Genomic DNA, 16,815 nt, shown 5'->3' on the forward strand with positions numbered 1-16,815 from the left:
GGGAAATACAATATGAATGCCAAGGTATTCAAGTCCTACGATATTCGTGGTGTAGCAAATACAGATTTCTCCGACAGTGACGTAATGCTTCTCGGATGCGCTCTAGGCACTTACTTTTACGAGCGTGGAGAACAAAAAGTCATTATTGGACGCGATAACCGCCGTCACTCGCTGCGTATCCGGAACGCCCTGGTTCAGGGATTGCTTCGCACAGGATGTGAGGTTCTTGATATTGGCGAAACTGTGACACCGGTTTTTTATTTTTCTCATTTCAATTATGATATTGGAGCAGGCGTGATGATTACTGCCAGTCACAACCCGCCGGAGGATAATGGATTTAAGATCTTCTCCGGCGGGAGCACTATTTATGGACCTGAAATTCAAAAGGTCCGCCTGATCCTGGAAAAGGGAGAGTTCAGGCTGGGTCAGGGCCACTTGCGGGAAGCGGCCCCCGAGGATGCGTATGTGGATTACATTAAATCACGCATCCAATTAAATAAAAAATTAAGGATTGGGATTGATGCCGGTAACGGAACTGCCGGGCCCCTGGCAACTAGGCTTTTTACAACTTTGGGTTGCGAAGTTATTCCTTTGTATTGTGAATCTGATCCCGACTTTCCCCATCACCACCCGGACCCAACTGTTCCCAAAAACCTAACCGACCTTCAAGATCTAGTTTTGAGGAGTAAGGCAGATGTTGGCCTGAGTTTTGATGGGGACGGAGACAGGCTGGGCGTTATTGACAACGAAGGCCGAATTCTGTGGGGTGATATCCTACAGATTCTTTTTTGGCGGGAAATATTGCCCAAACACCCGAGTGCCCCAGCCATTATTGAGGTGAAGTGCAGCCAAGCGTTGGTGGAAGAAGTTGAGCGTCTAGGCGGTCGCCCGTTCTTTTATAAGACAGGACACTCCCTTATCAAGGCCAAGATGAAAGAGGTTAAGGCCCCTTTTACCGGTGAAATGTCTGGGCATTTCTTCTTTGCCGACGAGTATTTTGGTTATGATGATGCCTTATATGCTGGCGCCAGGTTGCTCCGCATTTTGGCCGGGGAGAACCGGCCGCTTTCTCAACTTCTTGGCAACGCTCCGCGATATTATTCGACTCCTGAAACTCGTATTCCCTGTCTGGATGAGGAAAAGGCGCGGGTTGTGGCTGAGGTTTTGGACTTCTTTCGCGGCCATGGATATGAGGTAATCGATGTGGACGGCGTCAGGGTAGTTTTGCCGGATGGTTGGGCCTTGCTCAGGGCATCTAATACCCAGCCTGTTCTGGTGGTCAGGTGTGAAGCAAAAACATCGGAGGGCCTGGCCAGGATTGTAAGCAGGCTGATGGAACTAGTAGACTGTGTTCTTTACGAAAAAGCCTGAAAAAAGTCATTACAGCTATCTTACTTTGCTAGCCCCAAGATTGTAGAGGGTTTATAGTGATTTAGATACGGGCAGGGAATGAAACGATAGGTTTTATTGAAGCTTATTGGCGTCGGGTCCAATAAGTAGTATAGGAATTTCTTAATCAGCCATGAGGATTGGGTGGTTTGATTTATGGACGGTAACAGGTGTCACTTAGCAATGATTCCCCAATGGTATGATATATATCAGGGTGAGTTTCTGATCGGAGGAGTATTAGATGAAGTTTACCATTGCCGTCATCAATTACGGTACGGAGGACCTTGTAAATCGTTTCCTTGATTTGTTGGCGGACACTAAAACTCGCTTGACAAGAAGCAGTCTAGTCCTTAAGGAAGTGCTGGTAGTTGATTCGGGTTTTCCCGAAGTCGCGGATGCCGAGCGTTTTGTTAATGGCGTTAAGGACTATTCTCCTGCCATATGTCTTGTAGGGGAACACGGTAACAGGGGTTTTGAAGCTGTATGAATAGAATAGAAAAGGCTTATTGCCAGGGGTTCAACCTTATGTAGAATGGGATGGGTAGGGCACTGGCAAACTGAATGGCTTTTAATAATCGGACAAGGATGGTTTAGGAAAGATATTGTCTAGAATGAAGATAAAACGACATGGGAACCTCTAGCTGGCAGTAGGGAAGCGCGATATATATTTCGGGAGTGGGTTTTATGGGTGTTATATTAGAAGATCAAGTGAGAAGCGCCCGAACTTATCCTCCGGTAACTTCTGGCAAATTGCACCATAGCTACGTCCTAGCAGTATGGTTCTTGATGACTTCACTAATTCTCACATATGGCTTTTATAGGGGACAGCCGCTGCTTTACATGCTTATTGCCTTGATTTTCCTTGTAGCAGTATTCCCACTGGTTCGGAATGGTCTTTTAGGGAGACCAAATGATATTGGAGAACCCATATTGTTCATAGCATTTCTTTATCTACTACACTTTGGAGTGAGAGCTATCTATTTAGACCATATACCAGGAGATGCTTTTGGGGCTTATTGGGGCGTTGCACCTTCATATTCGCCAGATGTTGCCATTGCGACGTTGTCATATGTAATCGTTGGAATTACGGCAATGATGTTTGGGTACTATTCCTCCGTTAGTAAATCTATTGCACGGATGTTACCCAAAAGCCGTAAGGTCTTTGCTCCGTTAGGTAGAATTTGGCCAATATATGTCATCCTCATCTTGGGTTCTGTAGGTCAAACTGTGCTTTTCTTGAGTGGCTATGGTACAGCAACCACAGGTAAGATTGTTATCCCTGTCTATCTGAACTTTCTTCAAACACTTGCTTCATTATTACCGATTGGTATAGTGTTGCATCTGGCAATGACGGTCTCTTCGGGAAAGCGTCTGGAGAGAGCTGCGAGTGCTATATTAGTCCTGTTATACATAATAACATCCCTATTACAAGGGTGGAGAGGATTTTTACTAAGCCTAATCTGGATGGTCATCTTACCCATCCATTATCTGCAAAAGCGCGTCAGTTTGGCTCGGTTTGCTATCATAGGCATGATTTGCCTTTTGATCACTATGATTATCCTAATTCCGGTGTTAAGCTATTATCGAGCTCAACTTGTTCAACCAGAAGCCTCCCTAACCGATTCTTTAAGGCTTGCCTTCAGGAGTAATAGTTCTGACTTTGGGGATAGTCTTCGGTTTGTATTCAATCGTATGTTAGGCTTTGACTCGCTTATGCTTCTTACCGAGAGCCATGAGCGATTATGGGGGCAGACATTGGGATACGCTATCCTCGCATTTATTCCGCGTGCGCTTTGGCCTGGCAAACCCAATCTAGATGTGGGGCGCCTTTTTGCTGTTAGGTTTTGGGAACAACCTGTTGACGTTCAGAATTCTATTAGCGTTATGAACATAGGAGATCTATTATGGAACTTCGATCTTTTAGGAGTGGCCATTGGCATGTTATTGTTCGGATTACTGTACCGGGTCATATACGACTATCTTCTAACAAGGCCGACTACTAGTAGTGTATTTATTTATACAATCTTATTTACGCGGTTGATTAATATTGAGAGCGGGGTGGGGATATTTCTAACCGGCATAGTTATAACCATTTTCACCCTATTGCTAACTGTCGGCATTGTACGCGGCCTTGGGAGAGTACGGATGAGGTATTCCCAAGGGGGGCAAATCTATCCAGGATACAAAAGCATCAGTGGAGGCTAGCTTGGAATAGGGGTATTCCCGACGATTCATTGCTCGAGAGCGCCAAACAACATGGAGGAGAAATTTCATGCGGGTTATCATTCCCATGATACAATACTACCCAGATCATCCCAGCGGGTCTGCTCGCCTGGCCTTTGATGAGGCAGTGTTTCTGGCGAAGGCAGGTCATGAGGTATGGGTAATTACGCAAGATACATCTGGGAGTAAGCCTGAATATTGCTTTCAAGATGGGCTCCATGTCTTGCGGTACCCAGCGCCCCATTTTGCGCAGTTCAACCCTCGACGGATTTGGGCGCATCAAAAGAGGACGAGGGAGTTGTTGGCCCGCTATGTTGGTTTCCAAGTAGACCTTGTGCATGGGCATTCGCTACTTCATTACGACGGCGTTCTATCTCTTTATGGTGGGAAGGTTAGAACCTGTTATTCAGTTCATTCGCCTGTTCGCTTAGAGATGGTAGCTACTGGAAGGGGAGCCCGCCTGCCCCGGCGGTTAGGGCTTGTGATAGCTGCGTACTTGAATCACGAGATCGAGGGTCGATGCCTTGAACGTTCCGATTGTATCACGGCCTTCTCAGAGTATACAAAAGCCATGCTGGGGCGCCTCCATGGCGATGATATACGGCGTAGGACCCAGGTTATTCCTGGATGGGTTGACTTAGATAGGTTTAAGATCATTCAAGATCGCGAAGCAGCGAAATCTCAACTAGGGTGGCCGAGGGATGTTCCGGTATTTTTCACGCTACGTCGCTTGGTACCACGCATGGGACTTGACAGGCTCCTTTACGCCCTGAGGGAGGTCAAGTCCGCCGGGCGGGAGTTCTATTTAGTCATAGGAGGAGGGGGGCCGCTACAGGTACAGTTGGAAACCCTGGCGGAGGAGCTAGGGCTAAAAGGGTATGTTAATTTTACCGGTTTTGTGCCTGAAGATATACTACCTGCGATGTACGCGGCGGCAGATGCCTTCATATTGCCAACTGTAGAGATGGAGTGTTTTGGCTTGATAGCTCTAGAGGCTTTGGCTTGTGGCAGACCAGTGCTTGTAACGCCTGTTGGAGCGATCCCTGAGGTGGTGGGGCGGTTTGAAAGGAGATGGCTGGCTGAGGACACCAGCGTTCGTGCTATCTCACATTTACTTTCTGACTTTCTTAGGGGTGTTTTGCCATCCCATGATCCCACGGCGTTACGCGAAACGGTGGCCAGATATTATTCGCGTGAACGCGTCCTGGGGCAGTTAATTGCAACAGCACAGGGTGCTCGAAATATAGATTCATGTGGCGGTGAATAAAGTTGAGGCCCAGGATCCTTGTAGTGTTGGATTATTATCTTCCTGGCTATAAAGCCGGAGGGCCGATTCGGACCATCGCTAATATGATAGAACGGCTTGGGGACGATTTTGAGTTCCATATTATCACTTCTGACCGGGATTTGGGAGATGGGCACCCATATCCTAGTATTGCTGTTGGCTCTTGGCAGCAGGTGGGTAAGGCACAAGTTCTTTACCTACCACGCTCGGAAATAGGCTTATCCGTCTTGCATCGGCTTTTAAGAGATACCCCATATGACCTGATCTATCTGAACAGCTTTTTTTCACGGTTAAGCATCAAGACAATCATATTGCGATGGATGCGGTTACTTCCTAAGAAACCTATAATTTTAGCGCCTCGGGGAGAGTTTTCTCCAGGTGCTCTGTCGATAAAGAGCCTTAAGAAGCACCTTTATATTGCTTTCGCTAAGGCCTTAGGCTTGTATGGTGGCGTTATCTGGCAGGCATCGAGCGAATATGAAATGAAAGACATCGTCTCAGTCTTTGGCAGCAGGGCGATGAGCGGAACTTCATCAATCCAAATAGCCTCAGATTTACCCCCTTCTCCTCCTTGGGATTCCGAGCTAGGGGAAAGGCCTATTAAACAGGCGGGCTCGGCACGGATAGTGTTCCTGTCCCGTATTGCGCGCAACAAGAATCTGGACTTTGCTATTAAGTTGCTAACGGAGGTCAATGGAAAGGTAGAATTCGATATTTACGGGCCTATTGAAGACCAAGTGTATTGGGGAGAATGTCAGCGTCTGATCAAGCTTTTGCCGGATAATATTAGAGTAAGCTATGGCGGGACGATAACTCCAGACCGCGCTTTATTTACTTTCTCCCAATATCATTTGTTTCTGTTCCCTACACGTGGGGAGAATTTCGGACACGTAATTCTGGAAGCATTGAACACAGGATGCCCTGTTTTAACCAGCGATCAGACCCCGTGGAGCCAACTGGCTGCAAGACAGGCTGGGTGGTGCCTGCCGTTGTCAGAGCCCGTGCAATTCCATACAGCGTTAAACGAGCTGGTCTCCATGGACCAGACTGCATTTAGTGAAATGTCCTGGCGGGCACGGGACTACGGAAGGAGCTTCTCAGAAGATCCTGATCTGGTTCGGGCCTGTCGAGTCTTGCTTCTATTAGCATTGGAGATGTAAAGAATCGAATTCTACTTTTGTCTCGGTGATATGTCTGTGAACCGGGCATCAAGGTTCGCCTGCTGGGCCGGGACCGGGGCTTAGTGGTGCCCGGCAATCAGGTGATTCTCACGATATTACTACACTAACTATACTTAACGAACTGATTAGGAGTTGTTGAGGCCTATGTTTACGAACAAGGTTCTTCTCATCACAGGCGGGACGGGGTCATTCGGTAACGCAGTCCTAAAGAGATTCCTCAATACCGATATAGGCGAAATTCGCGTTTTCTCGAGGGACGAAAAGAAACAAGATGATATGCGGAGAGAGCTTAAAAGCAACAAAGTTAAGTTTATCATCGGTGACGTGCGTGACTATAATAGCGTAGCTGTTGCCATGCATGGTGTGGATTATGTCTTCCACGCGGCAGCCCTTAAACAAGTGCCTTCATGTGAATTCTTCCCGATGGAAGCCGTGAAGACTAACATTATAGGCACAGACAATGTGCTGAATGCCGCTATAGCTTACGGGGTGAAAAAGGTTGTATGTCTTTCTACTGATAAGGCGGTATACCCGATAAACGCCATGGGCATATCAAAAGCGATGATGGAAAAGGTAATGGTGGCAAAATCCCGCACAGTGGATCCCGAGAGAACTACAATATGCGGTACACGTTATGGTAACGTGATGGCTTCTCGTGGCTCGGTTATCCCTCTGTTTGTCCAGCAGATAAAGGCCGGCCAGCCACTGACTGTAACTGACCCCAGGATGACACGCTTCCTGATGCGCCTTGGTGAGGCGGTTGAATTGGTTCTGTTTGCTTACAAAAATGGGGCTCCTGGGGACATTTTCATCCAGAAAGCCCCAGCCTGTACTATCGGCGACCTTGCTCAAGCCATAAAGGAGATCTTCAACGCCGATAATGAGATTAGGATAATCGGCACCCGTCATGGCGAGAAACTTTACGAGACTCTGCTGACCCACGAGGAGATGGCTCATGCAGAAGACCTTGGGAGATATTACCGTATCCCCGCAGATACACGAGACTTAAACTACGACATGTATTTCATAAAAGGGGAAGAACAAATAAGTTATGGGTCAGAGTACACTTCTCACAATACCGAAAGGCTCAATATTGAGCAAGTTAAGGACAAGCTCCTAACCCTCGATTTCATCCAGCAGGAGTTGGAAGATTGGAGGAAGTGATGCGTGAAAACCATACTTGTTACGGGCGCTGGTGGCTTCATCGGGAAGAACCTCTGTGCGACCCTGGAACAACATAAAGATATAGAGATACTACGTTACGATCTCGGTAATACCCCAGAGGAATTGGCTGCTTTCATTGCTCGTGCCGATTTTGTATTTCATTTGGCTGGTGTCAATCGACCGCAGTATCAGGAAGAATTTGAGAAGGGTAATCGCGATTTTACCATAAGACTGCTTGAGATGCTTGAGAACACTGGGCGGGCGGTACCCATCGCTATGACCTCGTCAATACAAGCGGTACTGGATAATCCATATGGTAGAAGCAAAAAAGCTGCTGAGGACGCCGTTTTCGAATGGTCAAACCGTACCGGTATACCTGCCTATGTTTACCGTTTGCCTAATGTATTCGGCAAGTGGTGCAGGCCAAATTACAATTCTGTAGTGGCCACATTCTGCCATAACATTGCCCGGGGACTTCCTATTCAGATAAATAACCCTGCTACCAAGCTTACGCTTGTCTATATAGACGATGTGGTGGCGGAGCTGATAGCTGCAATGAATGGCATGGCTCATATAGGTAACGATGGTTTCTGCCATGTACCGCGCACTTTCACTGTTACACTTCAAGGGCTGGCCGATATCTTGTACTCCTTTGCCGAAAGCCGATCCAACCTGATGATGCCTAATTTTGGAGACGATTTGGAGCGGTACCTTTATGCTACATATGTGTCTTATTTACCGGAGGATGGTTTTAGTTACTTGTTGGAGAAGAAACAGGATGACCGTGGGTGGCTTGCAGAGTTCATAAAGTCAAAGCAGTTTGGCCAAATATTTATTTCTCGCACCAAGCCCGGTATTACTCGCGGTAATCACTGGCATCATACCAAGGTCGAAAAGTTTCTTGTCATTGAGGGCGAGGCTGTCATAAGGTTTAGAAAGATAGGCTCCGAGAAGGTTATTGAATACCGGGTGTCGGGCGACTCGCCCGAAGTCGTCGACATTCCTGCAGGGTATACCCATTCGATAACTAACATTGGTAATTCTGATGTCATCACAATTTTTTGGGCTGATGAGGTTTTCAATCCGGAAAGAGCTGATACATATTACCTGGAGGTATGATATTGTGAGCAAACTTAAAGTAATGACCGTGGTAGGCACGAGGCCGGAGATAATACGTTTGTCCGAGGTTATCAAGGCATGCGATAGATATTTCGAGCACATCCTTGTTCATACCGGCCAGAATTGGGATTATACCCTGAACCAAGTTTTCTTTGAAGAACTAGGGATAAGAGAACCGAACTATTATCTCGAAGCGGCAGGTAAGAATCTTGGCGAGACTATAGGAAACATAATCGCGCGTTCATATGAGGTTATCTTAAAAGAGAAGCCGGATGCCCTTCTAATTCTTGGTGATACCAATAGCTGCTTATCCGCTATTTCGGCCAAGAGGCTTAAGATACCCGTTTTTCATATGGAGGCGGGTAACCGCTGCTTTGACGAAAATGTGCCGGAAGAGATAAATCGCAGGATTGTTGATCATATCAGTGACATAAACTTGCCGTATACTGAGCACAGCCGCAGATATCTACTTTCCGAGGGTATAAGGAAGGAACACATATTCGTCACTGGATCGCCCATGACAGAGGTAATCCATAAGAACATGGGGAAGATCCAGAACAGCAAGGTGCTGGACGAACTGGGTCTTAAGCCCGGTAAATACATAGTTGTCTCTGCGCATCGTGAGGAGAATATTGATGACGAAGGGAACTTCTTTTCTCTTATGCAAGCGCTCAACTGTGTGGCTGAACGATACCAAATGCCTCTAGTCTACTCCACGCACCCGCGGTCATGGAAACGCATAGAGGAGAGAGGTTTCAAATTCCATCCGTTGATAAGGCAACTAAAGCCATTCGGTTTCTTCGATTACAACAAGCTGCAGCTAAATTCCTATTGCGTAGTGTCAGATAGCGGGACGCTGTCAGAGGAAGCGGCTATACTCGGTTTCCCCGCAGTGCTGATAAGGACTTCAACCGAACGACCTGAGGCTTTAGATAAAGGTACAATCGTCGTGGGCGGTATCAGTGAACAGGACATTGTGCAATCAGTTGAGCTATGCCGTGCTATGTGGGAAAATGGAGAGAAAGCCATACTCCCTCCTGACTACCGTGATGAGAATGTATCGGTTAAGGTGGTTAAATTGATCCAGAGTTACACGAAGATCGTTGATGAATTTGTATGGCGGAAGTCCCGGGTTAAATAAATGATGAGAATTGGGCCAGGGTAGGCGATAGCGTAAAGGACTGGTGGTTATGCAATGCGAGTGCTCTTTTTGACGATAGCTAAACTAGGAAGTATCTCGGAACATGGCATCTATACAGACCTCCTGCGCGAGTTTCGAGATCGTGGGGATGAGGTCTACGTTGTATGCCCTGCAGAGCGACGTACCAATGAAGCCACCAGGTTTGCTTTAGAGGACGGAATTGGCGTACTTCGCGTGAGAACAGGCAATCTTACCCAATCGACTGTGGTCGAAAAGGGGATCTCCATGCTCCTCCTAGAACTTCAGTTTATCCGTGCCATTAATGCATGGTTACACAATGTGAAATTTGACCTGGTAGTTTACTCGACGCCCCCAGTTACCTTCGAGAAAGTAGTCAGGTATGTAAAGCGCCGGGATGGCTGTATGTCTTATCTCTTATTGAAAGATATTTTCCCGCAAAATGCAGTTGATTTAGGTATGCTGAGAAAAGGGTCCTTAATCTGGCGCTACTTTCGATATAAGGAAAAGAAACTTTACGCGGCATCCGATTTTATAGGTTGTATGTCCGCCGCAAATGTTAAGTACGTCTTGACGCATAACCCAGACGTTCCCTCCAGCAAGGTAGAGGAATGTCCGAACAGTATCAAACCCTATCCTTTAGATAGGCGGGCTGGGAGGGCTGCCACAGTCCGCAATAGCCTGGGCATTCCAGAGGAGGTTGTTCTTTTCATATTCGGCGGTAATCTTGGTCGCCCCCAGGGGATTGGGTTTTTGCTTGAGATTCTCGATAGGGGCCAAAACAGAAATGATATTTTCTTCCTAATTGTCGGTTCAGGCACGGAATACAATCGCATTGAACAGCATCTAAAATCAAGAGCGTATCGGAACGTAAAACTGCTCAGAACCTTGCCCAAGGATGATTTTTATACACTGCTACTGGAGTGTGACGTCGGGCTGGTGTTCCTCGACCCGAGGTTCACAATCCCCAATTTCCCGTCGAGGGTAACTGCGTATATGGAGGAGGCGATCCCGATAATAGCAGCAACCGATCCGAATACTGACCTGAAGGATGTCTTGCGTGAATCAGGTAGCGGGATCTGGGTTCGGAGCGGCGATCTGGATGCGTATATGTCAGCAATTGACCGTCTCGCCTCCAACCCGACCTTACGGCGGGAGATGGGTAAGGCAGGCCGGAGATATTTGGAGGCAAACTATACCGTTTCAAGAACCTACGAGATTATTACTGCCCATTTGAAGAAAAATCAGAGGTCGGGATCGATGTTTGAAGGTTGCTCGAAAAACTTTTGTTGAGCAGGAAGATGTAATGCGGATGTAGAAAATCAGGGCGAGGTGGGGGTGCCTTGGGTGGAGGGTTTCGACGAGTCGTCATATCATCAAAATATGGTAAGGGACTGTGTACACGGATTTATCCATTTCTCTGATACTGAGAAAAAGATTAATTATTAGTCTGATTCAAACGCCAGGGGTACTATTCACAAGTTTGTCTTTCCTGACGAAAAACTACATCCACATGCCCTGGAGTCAAACGAAATTTGACCATAGAGCTTACAGGAGAGCCGGAGACCAAAAATTATGCGTTCATTATGGCTTAAACGCCTGCTTGATTTTCTGGGGGCTTTCATTGGGCTGGTAGTTTTGTCGCCCTTTATAATAGTTATAGCTCTAGCGGTGCGGGTGAATATGGGTGGACCTGTATTATTCCGCCAGGAAAGACCGGGCCTGCGTGGCCATCCTTTTTTTCTTTATAAGTTCCGCACTATGCGGGACCTGCGGGACGCTGAGGGCCTTTTACTTCCTGATGAAATGCGGTTGACCCGCTTGGGCCGTTTCTTGCGTTCCACCAGCCTGGATGAACTGCCGGAGCTGTTTAATGTTCTAAAAGGGGAAATGAGCCTGGTAGGGCCGCGGCCGTTATTGATGGAATACCTTGACCGCTATACCCCGGAACAGGCGCGGCGGCATGAAGTGAAGCCGGGGATTACCGGCTGGGCTCAGGTGAACGGGAGAAATGCCATTACCTGGGAGGAGAAGTTTAAGCTGGATGTCTGGTACGTGGATAACTGGAGCCTGGGATTGGACCTCAAGATCTTGGGGTTGACTCTTATAAAAGTGTTGAAGCGTGAAGGCATCAGCGCCGGCGGTCATGCCACCATGCCCGAGTTCCGGGGTTCGCAGGGGCCAGGGCAGATGTGTGGCTGAAAGGCTGTTTTTGAAGCTATTCATGCGGGCTGGAGGAATACCTCAACATGAACATACTTTTAACCTCTGCCGGAAGGCGTGTTTCCCTTCTCAGGGCTTTTCGGCGTGCTGTAGAGAATTTAAAAGGCAGCAAAATAATGGCGGCAGATTGTGATTCCACAGCTCCTACCTTAATTGAAGCTGACGAATCATTTATTTTGCCCCGCGTCTCATCTGACAGGTATATAGAAGAATTAATTAATATCTGCGAACAAAAAAAGATCGATTTAGTTATACCTTTAATTGATCCGGAGTTGCCTTTGCTGGCCAGTAGTAAAGATATTTTTTATAAAATAGGTTGTATCGTAGCCATCTCTTCTCCAGAAACAGTTAATATTGGAAATGACAAATTGGCTACATGGGAATTTTTTACTTCTAATAATATTCCTGCTGCCCAAACTTTTATGGAGGAGGAAGTGCAAGAAAAGCTAATAAGACATGAGCTTAGCTTTCCGGTTATTATAAAACCTCGTTGTGGATCGAGTAGTCAAGGGATAATAAAATGTGATACTAGAGATCAATTATCTTTCTATATTTCAAAGGAAAACGATATTATCATTCAAGAATTGCTTCTTGGCCCGGAAGTAACTCTTGATATTATGGGTGACGGACAGGGAGGACTCTTATCATTAGTTCCACGAAAACGTTTAAAAATACGGGGCGGAGAAGTGGAAAGGGGTATTACGGTTGATGATGGACTATTTTATGATTATGTGGCAAAAATAGTTCAGATATTGAAGCCATTTGGAGCAATAAACATTCAATGTTTTATTACTGGAGGAGGTCCTGTCTTTACGGAAATAAACCCGCGCTTTGGTGGAGGTTATCCTCTGGCTGATACAGCAGGAGCCCAGTTCCCTGAAATGCTTATTGCATTGGCAAGGGGTGAAAAAGTAAAGCCCAGGATTGGCCAGTATCAGAGAGGTTTATTAATGAGTCGTTTTGACGAAGCCTTTTTTATTGCTTTAGAAAATGATCCTTTGGGATATTCTTTAATGGAGCTATAGACGGGTGGAAAAAATGAGTGAGTTAAAAGTTTTTATCTTTGATTTGGACGATACTTTATATCCGGAGATAGAATATGTATGGAGCGGTTTTAGAGCAGTCAGCCGGATGCTTGCTGATACCGAAGAGATGCAGGACAGGATTTTTAATGCTATGCAGGAGCTTTTTAAATATGATAAAAAAAAGGTTTTTGATCGGTTTATTGAAGGATTATTATTACACCCGGAGAAATATCCAGAGGAGCTTATCCAAAAGATTTCGCGATTGGCACCAAAGGATATAATAAATGAAATGATATTATGTTATCGCCTGCACAACCCTCAAATTTCGTTATACGAAGAAGTGTCTTGTATATTAGAACGATTAAAAGCTATAGGTATTCGCTTAGGACTTATAACTGATGGTTTCTGGGAAGCACAAAAACGTAAGGTAAAAAGCCTGGGATTAGAAAAATGGATGGAGTTAATTTTATATACCGATGAGCTGGGATCGGATCGTAAGTATTGGAAACCTTCACCATATGCTTTTAGAAAAGCCTTGGATTATTATAGTGTAGAAGCTGGCAATGTGTGTTATATTGGTGATAACCCTGCAAAGGATTTTATTGGTCCTTCTAGCCTTGGTATCAAAACTGCCTGGATTAGGCGTTTTGAAGGATTATATAAGGAAACGAAGCCTGAAGAAGGTTTTATTAACGTTAATTATAAAATAGAGACTTTGTATGACCTGCTTACGCTTGTTTAGGACACAGATGGAGGCGCTTTCTAAATGCAGGTTCCCCTTTCCCGGCCAGATATAACTAGCAAAGAGATAGATCTGGTTAACAAGGTTCTCTGCTCGCCATTTCTGGCCTTGGGGCCTAAGATGATGGCGTTTGAAGAGGTTGTAGCAAGCTATGTGGGGCGCAAATATGGTATCGCGGTAAACAGTGGCACCAGCGGGTTGCACTTGCTCATCAAGGCTTATGGCATCAGCGAGGGCGATGAGGTTATTACCACGCCCTTCAGTTTTATCGCGTCCAGCAATTGTATCCTTTATGAGCGGGCTAGGCCGGTCTTTGTCGATATTGAGTCGGAAACCGGAAATATAGATCCGAATCTTATTGAAGAGGCCATTACTCCCCGGACGAAAGCCATTTTACCGGTTGACGCCTTCGGCCAGCCGGCACGACTGGAAGTCATCCGGGACATTGGCCGGCGCCATGGCTTGGTGGTAATCGAAGACGCCTGCGAAGCCCTGGGCTCGGAGTACAAGGACGAAAAAACGGGCAGCGGCATTTTTGCCGACGCTGCTGTCTTTGCCTTCTACCCCAACAAGCAGATTACTACTGGTGAGGGTGGTATGGTTGTCACCGATGACGAGCAAGTGGCCGGGCTGTGCCGCAGCCTGCGTAACCAGGGCCGGGGTGAAGGGGGCGTCTGGTTAAACCACGAGCGCCTGGGTTACAACTACCGCCTGGACGAGCTTTCGGCGGCCTTAGGATTAGCGCAGATGGGCAGGATTGAGGAGATTATCGCCAAAAGGCAGCAGGTGGCGGAGCTTTATAACCGGAAACTGGCGCAGATACCCGGCATCCGCTTGCCTTACATAGCGCCGGAAGTAACCCGTATGAGCTGGTTCGTCTACGTGATCCGGGTCGGCGTTGATGTGCTAACTCCGGATAAACAGGCGGCGGTGCGCGATCGTGTTATGCAGCACTTGCAGGATGCTGGCATCGGCTGCCGTCCCTATTTCACCCCCATCCACCTGCAGCCCTTCTACCGTTCCCAGTTCGGTTATCGCGAAGGCGATTTTCCGGTAACGGAGGCTTTCGGCCGGACGAGTATTGCCATTCCCTTTCATAATAATTTAACGGCGGCAGAGGTTGATTATGTAGCGTCAACCCTAGCCGAGGCCTTAATCTAAACAGCCGGGGAGGGAGAGGCCGTGAACAGGATTGTCCGCAACCTGGCCTTGATGGCGATAGATGCCGTAGCTGTCAATTTGGCTTTATTTCTGGCCCTGTGGCTGCGTTTCGACGGCGTTATCAAACCTGCCTACATAAACGACGCTTTAAGAATAGCTCCCTTTGCCACCTGTATTTACATAGCTTCCTTTTATTTTTTCCGTCTTTACAATCGCCTCTGGCAGTATGCCAGCATCAACGAGCTGGTGGCCATTGTCACAGCCACCCTGGCTGGCTCCATGGCCAGCGTTTCCCTGGCCTATTTCCGCATGGTCGGCGGTACCTTTCCCCTGCCGCGCAGTATTTTTGTGCTGTGGACGATCTTAATTATCGCCCTGGTGGGTCTTTCCCGCCTTTCCTGGCGCCTTTTCCGCGAGTATCGCTTCCCGGTAGCGCGTAATTGTGGACGAGCCGTGCTGATCGTCGGTGCTGGTGATGCCGGCGCCATGGTGGCCCGTGAATACCGCAACCATAGTAGTAACGGCAATGACAATGGTAGCGGGGCGAAACCGGTCGGTTTTGTTGATGATGACCCGGCCAAGCAGGGACGCAGCCTGCTGGGGCTGCCTGTCCTGGGGAAGCGGGAAGATATTCCCCGGTTGGTGGAAGAATTAAATGTCGGGGAAATCGTCATCGCTATGCCCTCCGTCCGGGGCAAGGTGATCCGTGAGATCGTGGAAATCTGTCACGGCACCGGCGCCGCTTTACGTATCGTGCCGGGGATGTATGACCTTCTGGATGGCACGGTTAAGGTGGACCCCATCCGCGAGGTAAGGATCGAAGATATCTTGGGCCGGGAGCCGGTCCAGGTGGACCTGGCGGCCATGGCCGGCTATCTGGCCGGGGAAGTGGTCCTGGTGACCGGCGCCGGCGGCTCCATTGGCTCGGAACTTTGCCGCCAGGTGGCCTCCTTTGGCCCGGCGCGGTTGATTTTGCTGGGCCACGGTGAGAACAGTATCTATGAAATCCACCAAGAATTAAGCCGTACCTGCCCGGACCTCAGCCTCACCCAGGCCGTTATCGATGTCAAAGATGAGGCGGCAATAGATCAGCTTTTCCGTATATATAAACCGGCGGTGGTCTTTCACGCCGCCGCCCACAAGCATGTGCCGTTGATGGAGATGAACCCCCCGGAGGCCATCAAGAATAACGTCCTGGGTACGAGGGTGGTCGCCCGGGCCGCGGACCGGTACGGGAGCCAGGCTTTTATCCTCATTTCCACGGATAAAGCCGTTAACCCGACGAGCATCATGGGCGCCTCTAAGCGGGTGGCGGAAATGGTGGTCCAGGAGATAGCCCGGCGCAGTAAAACCCGCTTCGCCGCTGTGCGTTTCGGCAATGTCCTAGGCAGCCGGGGCAGTGTGGTGCCCCTGTTCCAGCGCCAGATCGCCGCCGGCGGCCCGGTGACGGTGACCCACCCGGAGATGACCCGCTACTTTATGACCATTCCCGAGGCGGTGCAGCTGGTCATCCAGGCCGGGGCCTTGTCCCGGGGCGGAGAGATCTTCGTCCTGGATATGGGCGAGCCGGTAAAGATCGTCGACCTGGCGCGGAGTATGATTATCTTGTCCGGTTATGAGCCAGGGCGGGATATTGAGATCGCCTTCACCGGCATCCGGCCCGGGGAGAAGCTCTATGAAGAAATCCTGACGGCCGGGGAGGGAGTTAATGCTACTTCCCATGAGCGGATCTTTATCGCCCGGCCGGAGGAAATCGACGCCGCCCGGCTGGAGCGTTTCCTGTGGCTGGTCTCCCAGCCCGGCTGGCGCGCCGACGTGAAAGGTGTAGCCGAAGCCCTGCGCCTGGTCCTGCCGGACTTCAGGGTAGAAAAGGGGCAGGTAATGGTGCAGGTGGGGTAGGTTGTATACTGTTCACCACAATATGAAAGCACTAAAACATAAAGGCCTGGGTCTGTTAATTATTATCGCAGGTCTCTTTTTATTTTTGTTGGCAACGAAAAGTCTCTGGTTACCGTTTGTAGCCCGCGGGCGGGGCATACCGAACTGGAGGACATCATTGCTACAGCCTGGCAGTGGCACCGCCGCAGGCCGCGGGGATTTAACGGTTGAGTTATACCAGGGTCATAGGGGAGCAGATGCGGCTG

General features: G+C 48.3%; 15 protein-coding genes. All 15 read left to right on the top strand.

Annotation, left to right across the window (positions count from 1 at the left end; genetic code table 11):
- The first annotated feature begins 12 nt into the window (after positions 1-12).
- A complete protein-coding gene (locus tag SDD30_RS05945; protein ID WP_434074011.1) occupies positions 13-1,371 on the top strand; it encodes a phosphomannomutase/phosphoglucomutase in 1,359 nt (452 codons plus the stop codon).
- A gap of 259 nt (positions 1,372-1,630) precedes the next feature.
- A complete protein-coding gene (locus SDD30_RS05950; RefSeq protein ID WP_434074012.1) occupies positions 1,631-1,876 on the top strand; it encodes a hypothetical protein in 246 nt (81 codons plus the stop codon).
- Between the two features lie 197 nt (positions 1,877-2,073).
- The gene (locus SDD30_RS05955) at positions 2,074-3,594 is read left to right on the top strand and encodes a hypothetical protein (protein WP_434074013.1); all 1,521 of its coding nucleotides are present in this window, start codon (positions 2,074-2,076) and stop codon (positions 3,592-3,594) included.
- An 85-nt stretch (positions 3,595-3,679) separates the two neighbouring features.
- A complete protein-coding gene (locus tag SDD30_RS05960) occupies positions 3,680-4,879 on the top strand; it encodes a glycosyltransferase family 4 protein (RefSeq protein ID WP_434074028.1) in 1,200 nt (399 codons plus the stop codon).
- Between the two features lie 23 nt (positions 4,880-4,902).
- Positions 4,903-6,057, top strand: coding sequence for a glycosyltransferase (locus SDD30_RS05965; protein WP_434074014.1), 1,155 nt, complete (start codon positions 4,903-4,905; stop codon positions 6,055-6,057).
- Positions 6,058-6,222: 165 nt separating this feature from the next.
- A complete protein-coding gene (locus tag SDD30_RS05970; RefSeq protein WP_434074015.1) occupies positions 6,223-7,242 on the top strand; it encodes a polysaccharide biosynthesis protein in 1,020 nt (339 codons plus the stop codon).
- Positions 7,243-7,245: 3 nt separating this feature from the next.
- Positions 7,246-8,361 carry a capsular polysaccharide biosynthesis protein CapF gene (locus SDD30_RS05975; protein ID WP_434074016.1) on the top strand — a complete coding sequence of 372 codons (1,116 nt, stop codon included), beginning with the start codon at positions 7,246-7,248 and terminating at the stop codon, positions 8,359-8,361.
- A gap of 4 nt (positions 8,362-8,365) precedes the next feature.
- On the top strand, positions 8,366-9,502 hold the full coding sequence (wecB, locus tag SDD30_RS05980) for a non-hydrolyzing UDP-N-acetylglucosamine 2-epimerase (RefSeq protein WP_434074017.1): 1,137 nt from the start codon (positions 8,366-8,368) through the stop codon (positions 9,500-9,502).
- Between the two features lie 60 nt (positions 9,503-9,562).
- Complete coding sequence (locus tag SDD30_RS05985) at positions 9,563-10,813, top strand: glycosyltransferase family 4 protein (protein ID WP_434074029.1); 1,251 nt, start codon at positions 9,563-9,565, stop codon at positions 10,811-10,813.
- A 282-nt stretch (positions 10,814-11,095) separates the two neighbouring features.
- Positions 11,096-11,722 (top strand): sugar transferase, encoded by a 627-nt coding sequence (locus SDD30_RS05990; RefSeq protein ID WP_434074018.1) that lies wholly within the window; start codon positions 11,096-11,098, stop codon positions 11,720-11,722.
- A gap of 47 nt (positions 11,723-11,769) precedes the next feature.
- On the top strand, positions 11,770-12,768 hold the full coding sequence (locus SDD30_RS05995) for an ATP-grasp domain-containing protein (protein WP_434074019.1): 999 nt from the start codon (positions 11,770-11,772) through the stop codon (positions 12,766-12,768).
- A gap of 13 nt (positions 12,769-12,781) precedes the next feature.
- Positions 12,782-13,510, top strand: coding sequence for an HAD family hydrolase (locus tag SDD30_RS06000; RefSeq protein ID WP_434074030.1), 729 nt, complete (start codon positions 12,782-12,784; stop codon positions 13,508-13,510).
- Between the two features lie 24 nt (positions 13,511-13,534).
- Positions 13,535-14,671: a DegT/DnrJ/EryC1/StrS family aminotransferase gene (locus SDD30_RS06005; protein ID WP_434074020.1), complete on the top strand. Its 1,137-nt coding sequence runs from the start codon at positions 13,535-13,537 to the stop codon at positions 14,669-14,671.
- Positions 14,672-14,722: 51 nt separating this feature from the next.
- Complete coding sequence (locus SDD30_RS06010; protein WP_434074031.1) at positions 14,723-16,570, top strand: polysaccharide biosynthesis protein; 1,848 nt, start codon at positions 14,723-14,725, stop codon at positions 16,568-16,570.
- 1 nt (position 16,571) lies between these two features.
- The coding region (locus SDD30_RS06015) for a hypothetical protein (protein ID WP_434074021.1) at positions 16,572-16,815 on the top strand (244 nt) is incomplete at its 3' end.

The organism is Moorella naiadis (nom. illeg.), assembly GCF_051020825.1.
Classification (GTDB): domain Bacteria; phylum Bacillota; class DSM-521; order Neomoorellales; family Neomoorellaceae; genus Neomoorella; species Neomoorella naiadis.

Bases quoted from the DNA above. Each gene is read 5' to 3' on its own strand.
- SDD30_RS05960 (WP_434074028.1), top strand. From the start codon at position 3,680: ATGATACAATACTACCCAGATCATCCCAGCGGGTCTGCTCGCCTGGCC.
- SDD30_RS06010 (WP_434074031.1), top strand. From the start codon at position 14,723: ATGGCGATAGATGCCGTAGCTGTCAATTTGGCTTTATTTCTGGCCCTG.
- SDD30_RS06005 (WP_434074020.1), top strand. From the start codon at position 13,535: ATGCAGGTTCCCCTTTCCCGGCCAGATATAACTAGCAAAGAGATAGAT.
- SDD30_RS05945 (WP_434074011.1), top strand. From the start codon at position 13: ATGAATGCCAAGGTATTCAAGTCCTACGATATTCGTGGTGTAGCAAAT.
- SDD30_RS05950 (WP_434074012.1), top strand. From the start codon at position 1,631: ATGAAGTTTACCATTGCCGTCATCAATTACGGTACGGAGGACCTTGTA.
- SDD30_RS05970 (WP_434074015.1), top strand. From the start codon at position 6,223: ATGTTTACGAACAAGGTTCTTCTCATCACAGGCGGGACGGGGTCATTC.
- SDD30_RS05990 (WP_434074018.1), top strand. From the start codon at position 11,096: ATGCGTTCATTATGGCTTAAACGCCTGCTTGATTTTCTGGGGGCTTTC.
- SDD30_RS05955 (WP_434074013.1), top strand. From the start codon at position 2,074: ATGGGTGTTATATTAGAAGATCAAGTGAGAAGCGCCCGAACTTATCCT.
- SDD30_RS06000 (WP_434074030.1), top strand. From the start codon at position 12,782: ATGAGTGAGTTAAAAGTTTTTATCTTTGATTTGGACGATACTTTATAT.
- SDD30_RS05995 (WP_434074019.1), top strand. From the start codon at position 11,770: ATGAACATACTTTTAACCTCTGCCGGAAGGCGTGTTTCCCTTCTCAGG.